The sequence below is a fragment of the Citrobacter sp. RHBSTW-00524 genome, assembly GCF_013747755.1.
GTDB classification, from domain to species: domain Bacteria; phylum Pseudomonadota; class Gammaproteobacteria; order Enterobacterales; family Enterobacteriaceae; genus Citrobacter; species Citrobacter braakii.
Window position 1 is genome coordinate 1 of the sequence record NZ_CP056421.1, and the last position, 18,175, is coordinate 18,175.

An 18,175-nucleotide genomic window follows, 5' to 3' on the forward strand; every position below is an offset into this window, starting at 1 on the left:
GTGTCACTTTCGCTTTGGCAGCAGTGTCTTGCCCGATTGCAGGATGAGTTACCAGCCACAGAGTTCAGTATGTGGATACGCCCGTTGCAGGCGGAACTGAGCGATAACACGCTGGCTTTGTATGCGCCAAACCGTTTCGTGCTTGATTGGGTAAGGGATAAATACCTTAATAATATTAATGGATTACTCAATAACTTCTGTGGAGCGGATGCCCCGCAGCTGCGCTTTGAAGTCGGTACTAAACCCGTCACGCAAACGCTGAAAACGCCGGTGAACAACGTTGTTGCGCCCGCCTACGTGGCTCAGCAAGTGCAACCGCAACGTGCCGCTCCGGCGGCGCGCTCAGGCTGGGATAACGTCCCGGCACCGGCAGAACCTACCTATCGTTCTAACGTCAACGTCAAACACACGTTTGATAACTTCGTTGAAGGTAAATCTAACCAACTGGCGCGCGCGGCGGCACGTCAGGTGGCGGACAATCCTGGTGGCGCCTACAATCCGTTATTTCTTTATGGCGGTACGGGTCTGGGTAAAACCCACCTGCTGCACGCTGTCGGTAACGGTATTATGGCGCGTAAGCCAAACGCGAAAGTGGTGTATATGCACTCCGAACGTTTTGTGCAGGACATGGTTAAGGCCCTGCAAAACAACGCGATCGAAGAGTTTAAACGCTACTACCGTTCCGTGGATGCGCTGCTGATTGACGATATCCAATTCTTCGCGAATAAAGAACGATCGCAGGAAGAGTTTTTCCACACCTTTAACGCCCTGCTGGAAGGCAATCAGCAGATCATCCTGACTTCGGATCGCTATCCGAAAGAGATCAACGGCGTTGAAGATCGTCTGAAATCCCGCTTCGGCTGGGGACTGACTGTTGCGATCGAGCCGCCTGAGCTGGAAACGCGCGTTGCGATCCTGATGAAAAAAGCCGACGAAAACGACATTCGTCTGCCGGGTGAAGTGGCGTTCTTTATTGCCAAGCGTCTACGCTCTAACGTACGTGAGTTGGAAGGCGCGCTGAACCGTGTGATCGCCAACGCTAATTTTACCGGCCGGGCGATTACCATCGATTTCGTGCGCGAAGCGTTGCGCGATCTGCTGGCTTTGCAGGAAAAGCTGGTCACCATCGACAATATTCAGAAGACGGTGGCGGAGTATTACAAAATCAAAATTGCGGATCTGCTTTCTAAGCGTCGATCTCGCTCGGTAGCTCGTCCGCGCCAGATGGCGATGGCGCTGGCAAAAGAGCTCACTAACCACAGTCTGCCGGAAATTGGCGACGCGTTTGGTGGGCGTGACCATACTACCGTGCTTCATGCCTGTCGCAAGATTGAGCAGTTGCGTGAAGAAAGCCATGATATTAAAGAAGATTTCTCCAATTTAATCAGAACATTATCTTCGTGACGCTATGAAATTTACCGTTGAACGTGAACATTTATTAAAACCGCTTCAGCAGGTCAGCGGCCCGCTGGGTGGACGTCCTACACTGCCTATTCTCGGAAATCTGCTGCTGCAGGTTGCTGACGGTGCGCTTTCTCTGACCGGTACCGATCTCGAAATGGAGATGGTGGCGCGCGTGGCGCTGATCCAGCCTCATGAACCTGGTGCGACCACCGTTCCGGCGCGTAAATTCTTCGATATTTGCCGTGGGTTGCCGGAAGGCGCGGAAATTGCCGTTCAACTGGAAGGCGATCGCATGCTGGTGCGTTCTGGCCGCAGCCGTTTCTCGCTGTCTACGCTGCCTGCCGCCGACTTCCCGAATCTGGACGACTGGCAGAGCGAAGTCGAATTCACTCTGCCGCAGGCCACGATGAAGCGCCTGATTGAAGCCACGCAGTTTTCGATGGCGCATCAGGACGTGCGTTACTACTTAAACGGCATGCTGTTTGAAACCGAAGGGGAAGAGCTGCGTACCGTGGCGACCGACGGTCACCGCCTGGCGGTCTGTTCAATGCCTGTCGGTCAGCAGTTACCCAGCCATTCGGTGATCGTTCCGCGTAAAGGCGTGATTGAACTGATGCGTATGCTCGACGGCGGCGACAACCCGCTGCGCGTGCAGATTGGCAGCAACAACATTCGTGCGCACGTGGGTGACTTCATCTTTACCTCCAAGCTGGTTGATGGCCGTTTCCCGGATTATCGCCGCGTATTGCCGAAGAATCCGGACAAACATCTGGAAGCCGGTTGCGATATCCTCAAACAGGCATTTGCTCGTGCGGCGATCCTCTCTAACGAGAAATTCCGCGGCGTGCGTCTGTATGTCAGTGAAAACCAGCTGAAAATAACCGCCAACAACCCGGAGCAGGAAGAAGCGGAAGAAATTCTGGATGTCTCCTATCCTGGTACTGAACTGGAAATCGGTTTTAACGTTAGCTACGTACTGGACGTACTGAACGCGCTGAAGTGCGAGAACGTTCGTATTCTGCTGACCGATTCCGTATCGAGCGTACAGATTGAAGATGCTGCCAGCCAGAGCGCGGCTTATGTTGTTATGCCAATGAGACTGTAATGTCGCTCACCCGTCTGTTGATCCGCGACTTTCGCAATATCGAAAGCGCGGATCTCGCTTTATCCCCTGGCTTTAACTTCCTGGTTGGCGCGAACGGCAGCGGCAAAACCAGCGTGCTGGAAGCCATCTATACGCTCGGCCACGGCCGGGCGTTTCGCAGTTTGCAGATTGGCCGCGTAATTCGCCACGAGCAGGGGTCGTTTGTTTTACACGGGCGTTTGCAGGGGGAAGAGCGTGAGACATCGATTGGCCTGACGAAAGACAAACTGGGCGACAGCAAAGTGCGCATTGACGGCACTGACGGGCACAAGGTCGCGGAACTGGCGCACCTGATGCCGATGCAGCTGATCACGCCAGAGGGGTTTACTTTACTCAATGGCGGCCCCAAATACAGAAGAGCATTCCTTGACTGGGGATGCTTTCACAATGAAGCCGGATTTTTCACCGCCTGGAGCAATCTGAAGCGACTGCTCAAGCAGCGCAACGCGGCCCTGCGCCAGGTGAGTCGTTATGAGCAACTGCGTCCGTGGGATAAAGAACTGATCCCGCTGGCGGAACAAATCAGCACCTGGCGCGCGGAGTACAGCGCCGGTATCGCGCAGGATATGGCGGATACCTGTCAGCAGTTTCTACCCGAATTTTCTCTCTCCTTCTCATTCCAGCGCGGCTGGGAGAAAGAGACCGATTATGCCGAAGTGCTGGAACGCAGTTTTGAACGCGATCGCATGTTGACCTACACCGCGCACGGTCCGCACAAAGCGGATTTTCGCATTCGCGCTGACGGTGCGCCGGTGGAAGACACGTTGTCGCGTGGGCAGCTAAAGCTGCTGATGTGCGCCTTACGTCTGGCGCAAGGGGAGTTCCTCACCCGCGAAAGTGGGCGGCGGTGTCTCTACCTGATAGATGATTTTGCCTCTGAACTTGATGATGCCCGTCGTGGGCTGTTAGCCAGCCGCTTAAAAGCGACGCAATCTCAGGTCTTTGTCAGCGCAATCAGCGCTGAACACGTTCTGGACATGTCGGACAAAAATTCGAAGATGTTCACCGTGGAAAAGGGTAAAATAACGGATTAACCCAAGTTTAAATGAGCGAGAAACGTTGATGTCGAATTCTTATGACTCCTCCAGTATCAAAGTCCTGAAAGGACTGGATGCGGTGCGTAAGCGCCCGGGTATGTATATCGGCGACACGGATGACGGCACCGGTCTGCACCACATGGTATTCGAGGTGGTAGATAACGCTATCGACGAAGCGCTCGCGGGTCACTGTAAAGATATCGTTGTAACGATTCACGCTGACAACTCCGTGTCCGTTACCGATGATGGCCGTGGTATCCCAACCGGTATTCACCCGGAAGAGGGCGTTTCGGCGGCGGAAGTTATCATGACCGTTCTGCACGCAGGCGGTAAATTCGATGATAACTCCTATAAAGTTTCCGGTGGTCTGCACGGCGTAGGTGTTTCCGTAGTAAACGCCCTGTCACAGAAACTGGAGCTGGTGATTCGTCGTGAAGGCAAAGTGCATCAGCAAACTTACGTGCACGGTGTGCCGCAGGCGCCGCTGGCGGTAACCGGCGAAACAGAAGCGACGGGTACTCAGGTACGTTTCTGGCCAAGCCACGAAACCTTTACCAATGTCGTTGAGTTTGAATACGAGATTCTGGCTAAGCGTCTGCGCGAGCTGTCGTTCCTGAACTCCGGCGTCTCTATTCGTCTGCGCGACAAGCGCGATGGTAAAGAAGACCATTTCCACTACGAAGGTGGCATCAAGGCGTTTGTTGAATACCTCAACAAAAACAAAACGCCGATTCACCCGAATATCTTCTACTTCTCCACCGAAAAAGACGGTATCGGCGTTGAAGTTGCGCTGCAGTGGAACGATGGTTTCCAGGAAAACATCTACTGCTTCACCAACAACATTCCGCAGCGTGACGGCGGTACTCACCTTGCAGGCTTCCGTGCGGCGATGACCCGTACCCTGAACGCCTACATGGACAAAGAAGGCTACAGCAAAAAAGCCAAAGTCAGCGCCACCGGTGATGATGCCCGTGAAGGCTTGATTGCCGTTGTTTCCGTGAAAGTACCGGATCCGAAGTTCTCCTCACAGACCAAAGACAAGCTGGTCTCCTCTGAGGTGAAATCGGCGGTAGAACAGCAGATGAACGAACTGCTGAGCGAATACCTGCTGGAAAACCCGTCTGACGCGAAAATCGTCGTTGGCAAAATTATTGATGCTGCACGTGCCCGTGAAGCGGCACGTCGCGCGCGTGAAATGACCCGTCGTAAAGGCGCGCTGGACTTAGCGGGTCTGCCGGGCAAGCTGGCGGACTGTCAGGAACGCGACCCGGCGCTGTCCGAACTGTACCTTGTGGAAGGGGACTCCGCGGGCGGTTCTGCGAAGCAGGGCCGTAACCGTAAAAACCAGGCGATTCTGCCGCTGAAGGGTAAAATCCTCAACGTCGAGAAAGCGCGCTTTGATAAAATGCTCTCTTCTCAGGAAGTGGCGACGCTGATCACCGCGCTCGGCTGTGGCATTGGTCGTGACGAGTACAACCCGGACAAACTGCGTTATCACAGCATCATCATCATGACCGATGCGGACGTCGACGGCTCGCATATTCGTACTCTGCTGTTGACCTTCTTCTATCGTCAGATGCCGGAAATCGTGGAACGCGGCCACGTTTACATTGCACAGCCACCGCTGTACAAAGTGAAAAAAGGCAAGCAGGAACAGTACATTAAAGATGACGAAGCGATGGATCAGTACCAAATTTCTATCGCTCTGGATGGCGCAACGCTACACACTAATGCCAGCGCACCTGCTCTTTCAGGTGAGTCGTTAGAAAAACTGGTTTCTGAATACAACGCGACGCAGAAAATGATTGGCCGTATGGAACGTCGTTTCCCGAAAGCGCTGCTGAAAGAACTGGTTTATCAACCGACGCTGCCGGAAGCTGATTTGGCGAACGAGCAGACCGTTACCCGCTGGGTTAATTCGTTGATTACCGAGCTGAACGAAAAAGAACAGCACGGCAGCCTGTGGAAGTTTGATATCCACCACAACGCAGAGCAGAACCTGTTTGAGCCGATTGTGCGCGTCCGTACTCACGGTGTGGATACCGACTATATTCTGGACCACGAGTTTGTGACCGGTGGCGAATACCGTCGTATTTGTACGCTCGGTGAGAAGCTGCGCGGGCTGATCGAAGACGATGCGTTTATCGAACGTGGCGAGCGCCGCCAGCCGGTTGCCAGCTTTGAGCAGGCGCTGGAATGGCTGCAGAAAGAGTCACGTCGCGGCCTCGCTATCCAGCGTTATAAAGGTCTGGGCGAGATGAACCCGGATCAGTTGTGGGAAACCACCATGGATCCGGAAAGCCGTCGTATGCTGCGCGTTACCGTCAAGGATGCGATTGCCGCCGACCAGCTCTTCACTACGCTGATGGGCGATGCCGTTGAACCGCGTCGCGCGTTTATCGAAGAAAACGCCCTGAAAGCGGCGAACATCGATATCTAACTTGCACCCAGGTCTACAACCGTCCTGCAAAAGGGGAATCTCGATTCCCCTTTCTATCCCCCTTTTCGTAGCTGTTTTTTGAGCGGAATCGCGTTAGCATGAGGACGGACTCATTTAATCCGGGGAACTCATGGCTATCAAACTTATTGCTATCGACATGGATGGCACACTTCTGCTGCCCGATCACACCATTTCACCCGCGGTCAAAACGGCGATTGCCGCAGCGCGCGCGCGTGGCGTAAATGTGGTGCTGACCACGGGGCGCCCGTATGCCGGCGTCCACAGCTATCTGAAAGAATTGCATATGGAAGAACCCGGTGACTACTGCATTACCTACAATGGCGCGCTAGTGCAGAAAGCAGGGGATGGCAGTACTGTCGCGCAAACCGCGCTGAGCTATGATGATTATCGTTATCTGGAGCAGCTCTCCCGGGACGTTGGCTCGCATTTCCACGCTCTCGATCGCAACACCCTGTATACCGCGAACCGTGATATCAGCTACTACACGGTACATGAATCGTTTGTTGCGACGATTCCGCTGGTGTTCTGTGAAGCCGAGAAAATGGATCCCGCAACCCAGTTCCTGAAAGTGATGATGATTGACGAGCCGGAGATCCTCGATAAAGCTATCTCGCGCATACCTGCGGAAGTAAAAGAGAAGTACACCGTGCTGAAAAGTGCACCGTATTTCCTCGAAATCCTCGATAAACGCGTCAATAAAGGGACTGGCGTGAAATCGCTGGCCGATGCGTTGGGTATAAAAGCCGAAGAGGTGATGGCGATTGGCGATCAGGAAAACGACATCGCGATGATTGAATACGCAGGCGTGGGCGTTGCCATGGACAACGCTATTGGATCAGTCAAAGAAATCGCCAACTTTGTGACGAAATCTAACCTTGAAGATGGCGTCGCGTATGCCATTGAGAAGTTTGCGCTGAAATAAGATGTTATGGGCAAATGCCTTGGCGCATTTGCCCTGTTTCAGCAATTAGTTGTGATACTGAGTGGTCACCTTGAGGAATATGCGCCACGCCGCTGCGCATTATCCATTTACGGGAAAACGCCGACGTCAGGGCCCGACTTTTCAGGATCTTGCCAAACAGTTTGAGACGTAACTTGCGGGTGGCTTTGCGGTAAGCGTGATTCATATCTGGTGCATCCCGCAACAATACAGATTTGAGCGCCTCCGCGCTGTCCAGCGCATAGCTAATCCCCTCCAGTGAGCTGGCGCTGATAAAACCGGCCGCTTCGCCAATCAAAAATGCGTTGTCCTTGCCACAGACGAAGTCTTTCCAGCGTGAAGGAAACAGCACCGTACATTTTTCACTTTTCACCGGTTTGCCGAACTGAAATTGGAACGCTTCCATTTTCGCTTTCAGCACGTCAAAGCGCGCCTGGCCGTCCTTCATCGGGTAGGCGCCGCCAAAGATAAAATAGCCATCTTTGCTGATACTCCAGGAATAACAGTCGGTTGCGTCGTTATCAAAAATGCAGGAATAGAACGGGACGGGATGTTTTTCCGCAAACCATTGTTGAATAGCAACATATTTACGGATCTGGTGCCGGGGATAGAGATGACGGCGTACCAGTGAGTTCGCGCCGTCGGCTCCCACCAGATAACGCGCGGTGATCTGCTGCTCCCAACCGTCGGCGCGGAAGATAACATGCCATTTATCGCCCTCGCGCCAGATTTTCCGACACAGGCTGTCGTGGTACACCTGTACATCATCAGGAATGAGAGATTTAAGCCATAAATCAAAAGCATGGCGGTTGATATTAATGTAGCTACGCTGATAGTTACGCGTCAAAGAGGCTGCAACATCAACCGTTTTAACGCTAAATATTTGTGGGTTAGCGATGACATCAACGGGTAAGGTTATCCCGTCGCGGATAAACGAACGCTGGGCATCCGGGGCTAACAGACCGCCGCAGGGTTTGGTGAAACCTTCGTTGCCACACTGGTGTTTTTTATCCAACGCGATCACGCGCATTTTTCCACTCAACTGCCGCGCCAGCGCTGCGCCTGCCGGGCCTAACCCGATAATGGCTACGTCAAAATGTTCCATCTTTCTGTCCGCAAAAATGAAGATGGCGATACGCTAAAGCCTGAAAGTGAAGTGCTTGTGAAGTATGATTGCTGAAATCGTCTTGTATCAGGGCATTCCATGAAGCAAATCACCTTTACGCCGCGTAATCATCAGCTTACCAATATCAATACCTGGACACCGGACAGCCAGTGGCTGGTCTTTGATGTGCGCCCTTCCGGTGCCTCTTTTACCGGCGACACAATTGAGCGCGTCAATATTCATACTGGCGAGCTGGAGGTGATTTATCGGGCCATGCAGGGATCGCACGTTGGCGTGGTGACCGTTCATCCAAAGTCGGAAAAATATGTGTTTATTCATGGGCCTGAAAATCCTGATGAAACATGGCATTACGACTTCCATCATCGGCGTGGGGTGATAGCTATGCAGGCAAAAGTGGAGAATCTGGATGCGATGGATATTACCGCCCCATATACGCCGGGCGCGCTGCGCGGCGGTAGTCATGTACATGTATTTAGCCCGAGCGGCGAGTTTGTCAGTTTCACCTATAACGACCATGTGCTGCATGAGCGCTCACCGGCGCTGGATCTACGCAATGTCGGTGTGGCTGCGCCCTATGGTCCGGTGACGGTCTCCGCGCAGCATCCCCGTGAGTACAGCGGGAGCCATTGGTGCGTGCTGGTAACCCAGACGACACCCACGCCTAAACCGGGTAGCGATGAGATTAACCGCGCCTATGAAGAGGGCTGGGTAGGGGAAAATAGACTGGCGTTTATCGGTGATACGTTATCAGTCACGGGCGAGAAAGTGCCGGAGTTATTTATTGTTGATTTACCACAGGATGAAAGCGGTTGGAAACAGCCGGGCGACGCTCCGCTGGAGGGCACTGAGACGACAATGCCTGCGCCGCCATTCGGTATTAATCAACGCCGCCTGACGTTTACTCATGCGCGCGCCTTTCCCGGTCTGGTAAATCAGCCGCGCCATTGGGTGCGCAGTAATCCAAAGGCATCTGATATTGCGTTTTTAATGCGTGATGACGTCGGCATTGTGCAACTGTGGCTGATTTCCCCACAAGGAGGGGAACCGCGTCAGCTTACCCGCTGCGCCACGGATATTCAGTCAGCATTCAACTGGCATCCTTCAGGGAAATGGCTGGGGTTTGTACTGGATAACAAAATTGCTTGTTGTGATGCTCAGACGGGAGAGGTTGATTTTCTAACGGACCGTCACGGCAACCCACCATCGGGCGATGCGATCATCTTCTCTCCTGATGGTCGACAGGTTGCGTGGATGGAAGACGTCGAGGGTTTCCGCCAGCTGTGGGTAACAGAGACAGGGCGTTAACTTAAGGAGCAGGCATTTCAGCCGGAGGGATAACGGCGTTCGTGGCCTGCGTTCTCTCCTCGCTTTTTTCTACACGGGATCTCACCGAGTTATCTTTGCGAAAGAGATCCCACGGAAGTAATACTGTATCCAGTACTGCGGTAAACGGCATATCCAGAATCGCCAGTGACTTGGTTCCCCAGTTTGTATCACTTTCGCTAATCATTGTGGCGCTGGCGCGCGTGCCAGGATACGTCCCTTCTTTGCCTCCGGTATGCGACATAATGCTGGAACAGCCGCTCACAAACGCCATCCCGCTGCACATTGTCAGTGTTACCAACATTTTTTTTATCATCATTTTTTTCATCTGTATTTATTGTGTTTGCATGGTGAGTTAAAGCGATCCGTTGCGAAAATAACATCACCATTTCGTCACACTGTGGCGGCTATCGCGATTTAACGATAACAACTGCTCCCACCAGTGTATGCAATAGACAACAAACTGCAAAAAAAGTCAGATGAATACGCTTGAAAAGTTTGTATTAAGACCCATTTTTAGAGTGTAGACAAATGAAGGGCATGCCTGATGGGTGTCCTGGCTACCTGACCTGTCCATGATGGAAGGTCTATTATTCTCGCTGATTTCAGGAGCTATTGATTATGCGTAACTTTGATTTATCCCCGCTGTACCGTTCTGCTATTGGTTTTGATCGCCTGTTTAACCTGCTGGAAAACAATCAGGGCCAGAGCAATGGCGGCTACCCTCCGTATAACGTTGAGCTGGTAGACGAAAACCATTACCGAATTGCGATTGCCGTTGCTGGTTTTGCTGAAAGCGAACTGGAAATTACTGCCCAGGACAATCTGCTGGTGGTGAAAGGCGCCCATGCGGACGATCAAAAAGAACGTACTTACCTGTATCAGGGGATTGCCGAGCGCAACTTCGAACGTAAGTTCCAGTTAGCGGAGAACATTCATGTTCGCGGCGCGAACCTGGTGAATGGTCTGCTGTATATCGATCTCGAACGCGTGATTCCCGAGGCGAATAAGCCGCGCCGCATCGAAATCAACTAATTCTGTGGGCCGCTTCAGGCGGCCCTGCTAAGCAATCGGCTTGCCGTCAGGGAGCCAAAAGGTACTTACTCGCTTCTTAGAAGGAGATTATTATGCGTAACTACGATTTATCCCCACTGCTGCGTCAATGGATCGGTTTTGACAAACTGGCCAATGCCTTGCAAAACACTGGCGAAAGCCAGAGCTTCCCGCCTTATAACATCGAAAAGAGCGATGATAATCACTACCGCATTACCCTTGCGTTAGCCGGTTTCCGCCAGGAAGATCTGGATATTCAACTGGAAGGCACGCGCCTGACCGTGAAAGGTACGCCGCAGCAGCCGGAAAAAGAGACCAAATGGTTGCATCAGGGGCTGGTCACTCAGCCGTTCAGCCTGAGCTTTACGCTGGCTGAAAATATGGAAGTCTCTGGCGCAAGCTTCACTAACGGCTTGCTGCATATCGATTTGACCCGGAATGAACCTGAAACCATCGCTCCACAACGTATTGCCATCAGCGAACGTCCCGCATTAGACAGTTAAATAGCTCCATGCCTTTGCCCCGCCAGAAATGACGGGGCTTTTTTGTGCCTCAGCCCACATGAAACTATTATCTGGGAGGGCAGGATGCCGGAAGCGCTGCCATTGCCAGAAAAAAGCATTCAGCAATTTCAAATCGACGTGAAGAAAAACAGTAAAGAACGCCCTTCTCAAGTGCTCCTGGGCGCTTTGTAGCATGATAATGTGCGCCACTCTGCATTCATGCCTGAACGGTTCAGTCATAATCCTCGTTAAATAAAATGTTATTCACAGGGAACAGGAAAATGAGTGATATAGCATTGACGGTCAGCGTTCTGGCAATGGTGGCAGTTGTCGGATTATGGATCGGCAACATAAAAATACGTGGTGTTGGTTTTGGCATCGGAGGCGTGCTGTTCGGCGGTATTATTGTCGGGCATTTTGTCGATCAGGCAGGGATGACCCTGAGCGGCGACATGCTGCATTTTATTCAGGAATTTGGCCTGATTCTTTTCGTCTACACCATCGGTATTCAGGTGGGGCCGGGCTTTTTTGCGTCACTGCGCGTTTCGGGCCTGCGGCTGAATCTGTTTGCCGTGCTGATTGTTATCATGGGTGGCCTGGTCACCGCGATCCTGCATAAGATTTTTGCCATTCCCCTTCCCGTGGTGCTGGGCATTTTTTCCGGTGCGGTCACTAATACTCCGGCGTTAGGCGCGGGGCAGCAAATTCTGCGCGATCTGGGTACTCCTGTTGATGTGGTGGATCAGATGGGGATGAGCTATGCCATGGCTTATCCTTTTGGTATCTGCGGTATTTTGCTCACTATGTGGCTGATGCGCCTTATTTTTCGCGTTAACGTCGATGCCGAAGCCCATCAGCATGAATCCACGCTGACCAACGGACACGCGCTGATTCAGACGATGAATATCCGTGTGGAAAACCCGAACCTTAACAATATGGCGATTCAGGATGTCCCAATCCTGAACAGCGACAAAATCATCTGCTCACGTTTAAAACGTGAAGAAACATTGATGGTGCCGTCGCCGGGGACGATTATTCAGATGGGCGACCTGCTACACCTGGTTGGTCAGCCTGCTGATCTGCACAACGCGCAGGTGGTGATTGGGCAGGAGGTGGACACATCTCTGTCGACGCGAGGCACCGATTTACGCGTTGAGCGCGTGGTGGTGACCAACGAACAGGTGCTGGGGAAACGAATCCGTGACCTGCATTTCAAAGAACGTTACGACGTGGTTATCTCCCGTCTGAACCGTGCGGGGGTTGAGCTGGTAGCCAGCAGCGACGCCAGCCTGCAGTTTGGCGACATCCTCAATCTGGTTGGCCGACCTTCCTCGATTGATACTGTTGCCAATGTGGTGGGTAACGCCCAGCAAAAACTGCAGCAGGTGCAGATGCTGCCGGTATTTATCGGGATCGGGCTGGGTGTTCTGCTGGGTTCAATCCCGCTGTTCATTCCTGGGTTCCCGGTGGCGCTTAAACTGGGGTTGGCCGGTGGGCCGCTGATTATGGCGTTGATCCTGGGGCGTATTGGCAGCATCGGTAAGTTGTATTGGTTTATGCCCCCCAGCGCTAACCTGGCGCTGCGAGAGTTGGGTATCGTGCTGTTTCTCGCAGTGGTTGGTCTGAAGTCAGGCGGTGATTTTGTTCATACTCTGACGCAGGGAGATGGCCTGAGCTGGGTGGGCTACGGTATTTTCATCACCGCGATTCCGCTGATTACCGTGGGGCTGCTGGCGAGGATTTTCGTCAAAATGAACTACCTCACGCTGTGCGGCATGCTGGCTGGCTCAATGACCGATCCGCCTGCACTGGCATTTGCTAACAACCTGCATGCCACCAGCGGGGCAGCGGCGCTGTCGTATGCGACCGTTTATCCGCTGGTGATGTTCCTGCGAATTATCACGCCGCAACTGCTGGCGGTGATTTTTTGGGGGATGGGTTAAAGAGCGAGTATCCGGCCTGCATCACCTGTAGGCCGGGTAAGATGAACGTCGCCATCTGGCATGCAAACTAAACCGGTGAAACGTTGCCGAGAAAGGAGAAGATCAGAATAAGCAGGATGATGGCGCAGATAATTCCAATACCAAAAAGCAGGGCGTGAAACGCGAGCGTTCCGCCACCAAAGCACATCGCACCACAAATACCCCAACGATTTTCTTTGCGCATGCCGCCAATAAATGCACATACCAGCGCGATGACGGCAAGAGCAATGCCGCTGTTATCCAGTATCTTATCGATATCTGTTGCTGGTTTTTCCACTGCGGTAGACGCTTGTTCGCCTTTCAGTCCAGCAAGAATACCTTTTTTAATGGCTGATACCTTCTCTGATACCACGCTTTCAAGCGTAGGAGGCGGGGCGGAAACAGGGCCGAAAGAAAAATGAAAAATGCCAAGGATCAATGCAATGGCGCCAAAAAGCATTCCCAATGAGCTACATTTGTTTTGCGATAATATGTCCATCAGACCTCCTTGTGCTGGATGGCATAAAGAGTATCAGCAATACCATGTTCGCAATTCTGAAAGTGAGCAGCGTTGTAGCTGAACTGTGAAAGTAAAAAGGAGTCCTGATGAAAATTTCCCGCCTTGGAGAAGCCCCGGATTACCGCTTCTCACTGGCAAATGAGCGTACCTTTCTGGCGTGGATCCGTACCGCGCTGGGATTTCTGGCGGCGGGCGTTGGTCTCGACCAACTGGCTCCGGATTTTGCCACGCCGGTAATTCGTGAGCTTTTGGCGCTGTTGCTGTGCCTGTTTGCCGGTGGTCTGGCGATTTATGGCTACCTGCGCTGGCTGCGTAATGAGAGGGCGATGCGCCTGAAAGAGGATTTGCCCTATACCCATAGCCTGTTAATCATCAGTCTGATTTTGTTTATTGTCGCGGTGATTGTCATGGGACTGGTGCTGTATGCCGGATAGCCGTAAGTCGCGACGTATCGCTGATCCGGGGTTACAACCGGAGCGAACATCGCTGGCCTGGTTTCGTACGCTTCTGGGTTATGGCGCGCTAATGGCGTTGGCGCTGAAGCACAACTGGCATCAGGCGGGTTTCCTGTTTTGGGTTTCAATTGTGGTGCTGGCGCTGGTGGCAATCGTTTTGTGGCGCTATACCCGCAGCCGTAATCTGATGGATGTTACGCATAGCGATTTTTCTGAATCTCGCGCGGTGCGTGACAAATTTATGATCTCCCTCGCGGTGTTATCCCTCGCAATACTGTTTGCTGTAACGCATGTCCGCCAACTTATTGCGTTTATCGGGAATTTAGCATGACAGGATGTCAGGTCATGGCCAAACCAGCCAGCTCTCGTTGTAACCTGGATTGTCGTTACTGTTTTTACATCGATAAACCCACTCAACCCGAAATGGATGACGCCACCTTAGAGACGTTTATTCGTCAGCATATCACCGCACAGCCGGGGGCTGACGTGATGTTCGCCTGGCAGGGCGGAGAGCCAACCCTCTGTGGCATCGACTTTTTTCGCCGCGTAGTGACGTTGCAAAAACAGTACGGGGAAGGGAAGAAAATCCATAACGCGTTCCAGACCAACGGGATTTTGCTCAACGACGAATGGTGTCAGTTTTTGCACGATAACGGCTGGCTGGTGGGGATTTCGTTGGATGGCCCCGCCGAGTTGCACGATGCTTATCGTGTTAACCGCAGCGGAAAACCGACTCACCATAAGGTGGTGGACGCCATTGCCAGGCTCCGTAAGCATCAGGTGGAGTTCAATCTGCTGGTAGTGGTTAATTCTCTGAACAGCCAGCGACCAGGGCAGATGTATCGCTACCTACGCCAGCTTGGCACGCCTTTTTTGCAGTTCATTCCGCTGGTTGAATATGATGAAGACGGTGAGCTTACCGCCGAATCCGTCCCGTCTCAGGCGTGGGGAACCTTCCTGAATTCCGTCTTTGATATCTGGGTCAGAGAGGATATTGGCCGCGTATTCGTCCAGTTATTTGATTCAACTCTGGGCGTATGGTGCGGACACCCGGCGCAGATGTGTTCGCTAAGCTCCACCTGCGGACATGCTTTTGCTCTGGAAGCGAATGGCGATTTGTATCAGTGCGATCACTATGTTCACCCTGATTTTCGCCTGGGTAATATTCATCGCACGTCGTTGAGTGAGCTCAACGCCAGCCCGAGGGCAGCGGCGTTTGGTCAGTCCAAGAGAACCACGCTGAGCGCGGAATGCCAGGCGTGTTCGCTATTACGCTTTTGCCATGGCGATTGCCCAAAGCATCGCGACAGCAGTGGAAAGAGTGCGATTTGCGGCGGATACAGCGCTTTCTTCAATCATACCGCGCCGCATATGCGCGTGATGCGTGACCTTCTGAAGCAACATCGCTCACCGATGGAACTGATGGCGATGCTGCGTTAAGTTCAGCGGCGTTTAACGTCCTTTGGTCAGATACTGCGCCATTTCGGCTTCCGGCACCATGCCGCCGCCGGTCGCCCACACCAGGTGGGTGGCGTTATTGAGCTGCTCTGCGCTGAAGCCGTGCATTTGCTGATAGTCAGCAGAAGCGCAAACGTGCTGCGGACCGGCCATCCCGGCCAGCGCCGACGGCTCAAGGCGAATGCCTTCTTCCAGCGCCAGCCAGCCCAGCATGTCGTACATAGTCTGATCGTCCAGGGTGTACAGACCGTCGAGCAGACGTTCCATTGCCCGGCCAACAAAGCCGGACGCGCGGCCCACCGCCAGCCCATCAGCCGCTGTCAGGTTATCGATACCAATGTCCTGCACAGAAATCCTATCGTGCAGCCCGGTATAAATCCCCAGCAGCATGCACGGTGAATGGGTCGGTTCTGCGAAGAAGCAGTGCACGTTATCGCCGAATGCCAGCTTCAGGCCAAACGCCACCCCGCCAGGCCCACCGCCGACGCCGCACGGCAGGTAAACAAACAGCGGATGGTCGGCATCCACCACGCGCCCCTGCTGCGCGAACTGCGCCTTCAGACGCTCGCCGGCGACCGCATAACCTAAAAACAACGTGCGGGAATTTTCATCATCGATAAAGAAACAGTTCGGATCGGATTGTGCCGCCTTACGGCCCTGCTCAACCGCCACGCCATAATCTTCTTCATACTCCACGACCGTCACGCCGTGGCTGCGCAGTTTGGCTTTTTTCCATGCGCGAGCGTCGGCAGACATATGAACCGTCACCTTAAAGCCGATACGGGCGCTCATAATGCCGATCGACATCCCAAGGTTGCCAGTGGAGCCTACGGCGATGCTGTACTGACTGAAGAACTGTTTAAACTCAGGCGAAAGCAGAATGCTGTAATCGTCTTGTGTGGTCAGCAGACCGGCTTCCAGCGCCAGTTTTTCCGCGTGGGTTAGCACTTCATAAATACCGCCACGCGCTTTAATTGAGCCGGAAATCGGTAGATGGCTGTCTTTCTTCAGCAGAATTTCGCCGTTGATGTGCTGCCCATACTCTTTTTCCAGCCGCTTTTGCATCGTTGGGATTGCGGCCAGTTCAGATTCGATAATGCCGCCGGTGGCTGCGGTTTCCGGGAATGCCTGCGCCAGATACGGCGCGAAGCGCGTCAGACGAGCGTGGGCATCCTGAACATCGTGCTCTGTCAGGCCAACATACGGTAAACCTTCCGCAAGAGAGGTAGTGCCAGGGTTAAACCAGGTCGTCTCCTTGAGAGCGACCAGATCTTCCACTAAAGGATGCTGGGCGATAAGTGTTTGAATGTTTTCCATAGTCAGTCTCTTTGCGCTTAGATAATAAAGGAAAGCAGGAATGTGCAAACCAGTGCAATAACGGACGCGATAAATGTCGCGGTCGTATAATATTTGAACGTCTCATTTAGGGTGGCGCCGCAATATTGCTTCACCAGCCAGAAGAGGGAATCGGTGACGATCGTGCAGCCAATCGCGCCAGAACCGATGGCAATGGCGATGATCTCCGGGCTAACGTTGGGGTAGAGCGGCAGCATCGGGGCCACGATTGCCGTCGCGCCCATCATCGCCACCGTGGCAGAGCCCACCGCAGCATGCAGGATTAACGCCACCAGCCAAGCCAGCAGAATCGGGTGCATATGCATGTTCGAGAGGATCAGCGCGAGAGTATCCGCCAGTCCGCTGCTCTTGAGGATAGCGTTGAATGCGCCGCCTGCGCCGATAATCAGCAAAATGTTAGCAATGGAGCCAAAACCGTTTTCGGTGTGGGTCAGCAGCGCCCCCATGCCAATGTGCTGACGCAGGCCGAGAATGTAATAGGCCACGAAAACGGCAATAAACATCGCGGTGATCGGGTTACCAATAAACTCCAACAGCGTATAAACCGTGCTGCCTTTCGCCATGTTCAGCTCAGCGACGGTTTTTACCAGCATCAGGCCAATCGGCAGCAGTACGGTAAACAGCGTAGCGCCCAGCGATGGCAGCGTACTTTCGTCGCGCACCTTGAGGTCGGAAAACTCAGCCGGAACCGGTTTAAACGGCAGACGGTTACCGAGGAATTTCAGATACAGCGGACCGCCGATCAGCGAGGCCATTAAGCCCACCAGTAAGCCGTAGACAATCACGGTGCCAATGTCCGCGCCCAGCTTGTTCGCCACGAACAGGGCGGCTGGATGCGGCGGCACGACGCAGTGTACCGCCATCAGCGCTGTACATAACGGAATCGCCAGCTTCAGTAGCGAGGTATTGGTTTTTTTGGCAATTGAAAAGGCCAGAGGAATCAACAGCACTACGCCGACTTCAACAAACAGTGTGATCCCGCAAATCAGCCCGACCAGTACCATAATGACGTCAGCGGAAAGCCAGCGACAGCGCTGTAGCGTCAGGCCGATACGTTCGGCCGCGCCGGACACTTCCATCATTTTGCCAAGAATGGTCCCAAGGCCGATAACCGCGGCGAGGAAGCCCAGCGTACCGCCGATGCCACTCTCAATGGCATTGACCATATCCAGCGGCCCCATACCCATCATCGTACCCACGAAGAAGCTGGCTAACAGCAGCGCCAGAAACGGGTGGAATTTGAACTTCACGATGGTCAAAACGATTAACACGATGCTTATCAGCAGCGTGCTCACAACCCAGATTTGAGAGTGCATAACTCACCTTGCCCTGTGATTAATATAGGGTTATTGGACAAAAATAAGGCATAGTCTGACAAACGATATAAATCCCCTTTCACATGAGCCAGATTGCATCAAGTAGGTGATTTACGTC

At 53.2% G+C, this 18,175-nt stretch carries 18 protein-coding genes and 1 other annotated feature; of the genes, 12 read left to right on the plus strand and 6 right to left on the minus strand.

Features of this window, described 5'->3' with window-relative positions:
- The 5 genes from dnaA to yidA all read left to right on the plus strand — a co-directional run bounded on the left by dnaA (position 1) and on the right by yidA (position 6,968).
- On the plus strand, positions 1–1,404 hold the full coding sequence (gene dnaA, locus HV229_RS00005; RefSeq protein ID WP_016155069.1) for a chromosomal replication initiator protein DnaA: 1,404 nt from the start codon (positions 1–3) through the stop codon (positions 1,402–1,404).
- 4 nt (positions 1,405–1,408) lie between these two features.
- Positions 1,409–2,509, plus strand: a complete 1,101-nt coding sequence (gene dnaN, locus HV229_RS00010) for a DNA polymerase III subunit beta (RefSeq protein ID WP_016155068.1) — start codon at positions 1,409–1,411, stop codon at positions 2,507–2,509.
- Entirely contained in the window at positions 2,509–3,582 is a 1,074-nt protein-coding gene (gene recF, locus HV229_RS00015; RefSeq protein WP_181546620.1) for a DNA replication/repair protein RecF, read from the plus strand. Before dnaN ends, recF begins: the two co-directional genes overlap by 1 nt.
- Positions 3,583–3,610: 28 nt before the next feature.
- The gene (gene gyrB / locus HV229_RS00020) at positions 3,611–6,025 is read left to right on the plus strand and encodes a DNA topoisomerase (ATP-hydrolyzing) subunit B (RefSeq protein WP_016157816.1); all 2,415 of its coding nucleotides are present in this window, start codon (positions 3,611–3,613) and stop codon (positions 6,023–6,025) included.
- Between the two features lie 130 nt (positions 6,026–6,155).
- On the plus strand, positions 6,156–6,968 hold the full coding sequence (gene yidA / locus HV229_RS00025; RefSeq protein WP_016155065.1) for a sugar-phosphatase: 813 nt from the start codon (positions 6,156–6,158) through the stop codon (positions 6,966–6,968).
- 4 nt (positions 6,969–6,972) lie between these two features.
- On the opposite strand, the gene cbrA is transcribed toward yidA, so the two are convergent.
- Positions 6,973–8,091: a colicin M resistance lipid reductase CbrA gene (gene cbrA, locus HV229_RS00030; RefSeq protein ID WP_019078003.1), complete on the minus strand. Its 1,119-nt coding sequence runs from the start codon at positions 8,089–8,091 to the stop codon at positions 6,973–6,975.
- Positions 8,092–8,190: 99 nt separating this feature from the next.
- Between cbrA and HV229_RS00035 the strand changes: the two genes are divergently transcribed.
- Entirely contained in the window at positions 8,191–9,417 is a 1,227-nt protein-coding gene (locus HV229_RS00035; RefSeq protein ID WP_181546622.1) for a DUF3748 domain-containing protein, read from the plus strand.
- 1 nt (position 9,418) lies between these two features.
- Here the strand turns inward: HV229_RS00035 and HV229_RS00040 are convergent, their stop codons facing one another.
- A complete protein-coding gene (locus tag HV229_RS00040) occupies positions 9,419–9,751 on the minus strand; it encodes a YceK/YidQ family lipoprotein (RefSeq protein ID WP_165500175.1) in 333 nt (110 codons plus the stop codon).
- Positions 9,752–9,990: 239 nt separating this feature from the next.
- Positions 9,991–10,063: a sequence feature (ROSE (Repression Of Heat Shock gene Expression) occurs in the 5'-region of heat shock genes and acts as an RNA thermometer to modulate expression.), on the plus strand.
- Between HV229_RS00040 and ibpA the strand changes: the two genes are divergently transcribed.
- Both ibpA and ibpB read left to right on the plus strand, forming a co-directional pair.
- Positions 10,057–10,470, plus strand: coding sequence for a small heat shock chaperone IbpA (ibpA, locus tag HV229_RS00045; protein WP_003023882.1), 414 nt, complete (start codon positions 10,057–10,059; stop codon positions 10,468–10,470). It overlaps the preceding feature by 7 nt.
- A gap of 92 nt (positions 10,471–10,562) precedes the next feature.
- The gene (gene ibpB / locus HV229_RS00050; protein WP_003827096.1) at positions 10,563–10,991 is read left to right on the plus strand and encodes a small heat shock chaperone IbpB; all 429 of its coding nucleotides are present in this window, start codon (positions 10,563–10,565) and stop codon (positions 10,989–10,991) included.
- On the opposite strand, the gene HV229_RS00055 is transcribed toward ibpB, so the two are convergent.
- Positions 10,980–11,201 (minus strand): hypothetical protein, encoded by a 222-nt coding sequence (locus HV229_RS00055; protein WP_181546624.1) that lies wholly within the window; start codon positions 11,199–11,201, stop codon positions 10,980–10,982. The two genes, ibpB and HV229_RS00055, sit on opposite strands and share 12 nt — an antisense overlap.
- Positions 11,202–11,272: 71 nt before the next feature.
- Between HV229_RS00055 and HV229_RS00060 the strand changes: the two genes are divergently transcribed.
- Complete coding sequence (locus tag HV229_RS00060) at positions 11,273–12,934, plus strand: putative transporter (RefSeq protein WP_046276202.1); 1,662 nt, start codon at positions 11,273–11,275, stop codon at positions 12,932–12,934.
- A gap of 67 nt (positions 12,935–13,001) precedes the next feature.
- Here HV229_RS00060 and HV229_RS00065 read toward each other — a convergent pair whose 3' ends face one another.
- Complete coding sequence (locus HV229_RS00065; RefSeq protein WP_181546626.1) at positions 13,002–13,451, minus strand: hypothetical protein; 450 nt, start codon at positions 13,449–13,451, stop codon at positions 13,002–13,004.
- Between the two features lie 107 nt (positions 13,452–13,558).
- Between HV229_RS00065 and HV229_RS00070 the strand changes: the two genes are divergently transcribed.
- Genes HV229_RS00070 through HV229_RS00080 form a run of 3 tightly spaced genes read left to right on the plus strand, consistent with a single transcriptional unit; the run spans position 13,559 to position 15,367 of the window.
- Positions 13,559–13,906, plus strand: coding sequence for a DUF202 domain-containing protein (locus HV229_RS00070; protein WP_016157812.1), 348 nt, complete (start codon positions 13,559–13,561; stop codon positions 13,904–13,906).
- Positions 13,896–14,258 (plus strand): DUF202 domain-containing protein, encoded by a 363-nt coding sequence (locus HV229_RS00075; protein WP_016155058.1) that lies wholly within the window; start codon positions 13,896–13,898, stop codon positions 14,256–14,258. Before HV229_RS00070 ends, HV229_RS00075 begins: the two co-directional genes overlap by 11 nt.
- On the plus strand, positions 14,255–15,367 hold the full coding sequence (locus tag HV229_RS00080) for an anaerobic sulfatase maturase (RefSeq protein WP_175392768.1): 1,113 nt from the start codon (positions 14,255–14,257) through the stop codon (positions 15,365–15,367). The genes HV229_RS00075 and HV229_RS00080 overlap by 4 nt, the downstream gene beginning before the upstream one ends.
- Positions 15,368–15,379: 12 nt before the next feature.
- On the opposite strand, the gene dsdA is transcribed toward HV229_RS00080, so the two are convergent.
- Together dsdA and dsdX are read right to left on the minus strand one after the other, a co-directional pair.
- Positions 15,380–16,702: a D-serine ammonia-lyase gene (dsdA, locus tag HV229_RS00085; RefSeq protein ID WP_080859250.1), complete on the minus strand. Its 1,323-nt coding sequence runs from the start codon at positions 16,700–16,702 to the stop codon at positions 15,380–15,382.
- A gap of 17 nt (positions 16,703–16,719) precedes the next feature.
- Positions 16,720–18,057, minus strand: coding sequence for a D-serine transporter DsdX (gene dsdX / locus HV229_RS00090; protein ID WP_016157809.1), 1,338 nt, complete (start codon positions 18,055–18,057; stop codon positions 16,720–16,722).
- Between the last annotated feature and the right edge of the window lie 118 nt (positions 18,058–18,175).

Bases quoted from the DNA above. Each gene is read 5' to 3' on its own strand.
- dnaN (WP_016155068.1), top strand. From the start codon at position 1,409: ATGAAATTTACCGTTGAACGTGAACATTTATTAAAACCGCTTCAGCAG.
- recF (WP_181546620.1), top strand. From the start codon at position 2,509: ATGTCGCTCACCCGTCTGTTGATCCGCGACTTTCGCAATATCGAAAGC.
- gyrB (WP_016157816.1), top strand. From the start codon at position 3,611: ATGTCGAATTCTTATGACTCCTCCAGTATCAAAGTCCTGAAAGGACTG.
- yidA (WP_016155065.1), top strand. From the start codon at position 6,156: ATGGCTATCAAACTTATTGCTATCGACATGGATGGCACACTTCTGCTG.
- cbrA (WP_019078003.1), bottom strand. From the start codon at position 8,091: ATGGAACATTTTGACGTAGCCATTATCGGGTTAGGCCCGGCAGGCGCA.
- HV229_RS00035 (WP_181546622.1), top strand. From the start codon at position 8,191: ATGAAGCAAATCACCTTTACGCCGCGTAATCATCAGCTTACCAATATC.
- HV229_RS00040 (WP_165500175.1), bottom strand. From the start codon at position 9,751: ATGATAAAAAAAATGTTGGTAACACTGACAATGTGCAGCGGGATGGCG.
- ibpA (WP_003023882.1), top strand. From the start codon at position 10,057: ATGCGTAACTTTGATTTATCCCCGCTGTACCGTTCTGCTATTGGTTTT.
- ibpB (WP_003827096.1), top strand. From the start codon at position 10,563: ATGCGTAACTACGATTTATCCCCACTGCTGCGTCAATGGATCGGTTTT.
- HV229_RS00060 (WP_046276202.1), top strand. From the start codon at position 11,273: ATGAGTGATATAGCATTGACGGTCAGCGTTCTGGCAATGGTGGCAGTT.
- HV229_RS00065 (WP_181546626.1), bottom strand. From the start codon at position 13,451: ATGGACATATTATCGCAAAACAAATGTAGCTCATTGGGAATGCTTTTT.
- HV229_RS00070 (WP_016157812.1), top strand. From the start codon at position 13,559: ATGAAAATTTCCCGCCTTGGAGAAGCCCCGGATTACCGCTTCTCACTG.
- HV229_RS00075 (WP_016155058.1), top strand. From the start codon at position 13,896: ATGCCGGATAGCCGTAAGTCGCGACGTATCGCTGATCCGGGGTTACAA.
- HV229_RS00080 (WP_175392768.1), top strand. From the start codon at position 14,255: ATGACAGGATGTCAGGTCATGGCCAAACCAGCCAGCTCTCGTTGTAAC.
- dsdA (WP_080859250.1), bottom strand. From the start codon at position 16,702: ATGGAAAACATTCAAACACTTATCGCCCAGCATCCTTTAGTGGAAGAT.
- dsdX (WP_016157809.1), bottom strand. From the start codon at position 18,057: ATGCACTCTCAAATCTGGGTTGTGAGCACGCTGCTGATAAGCATCGTG.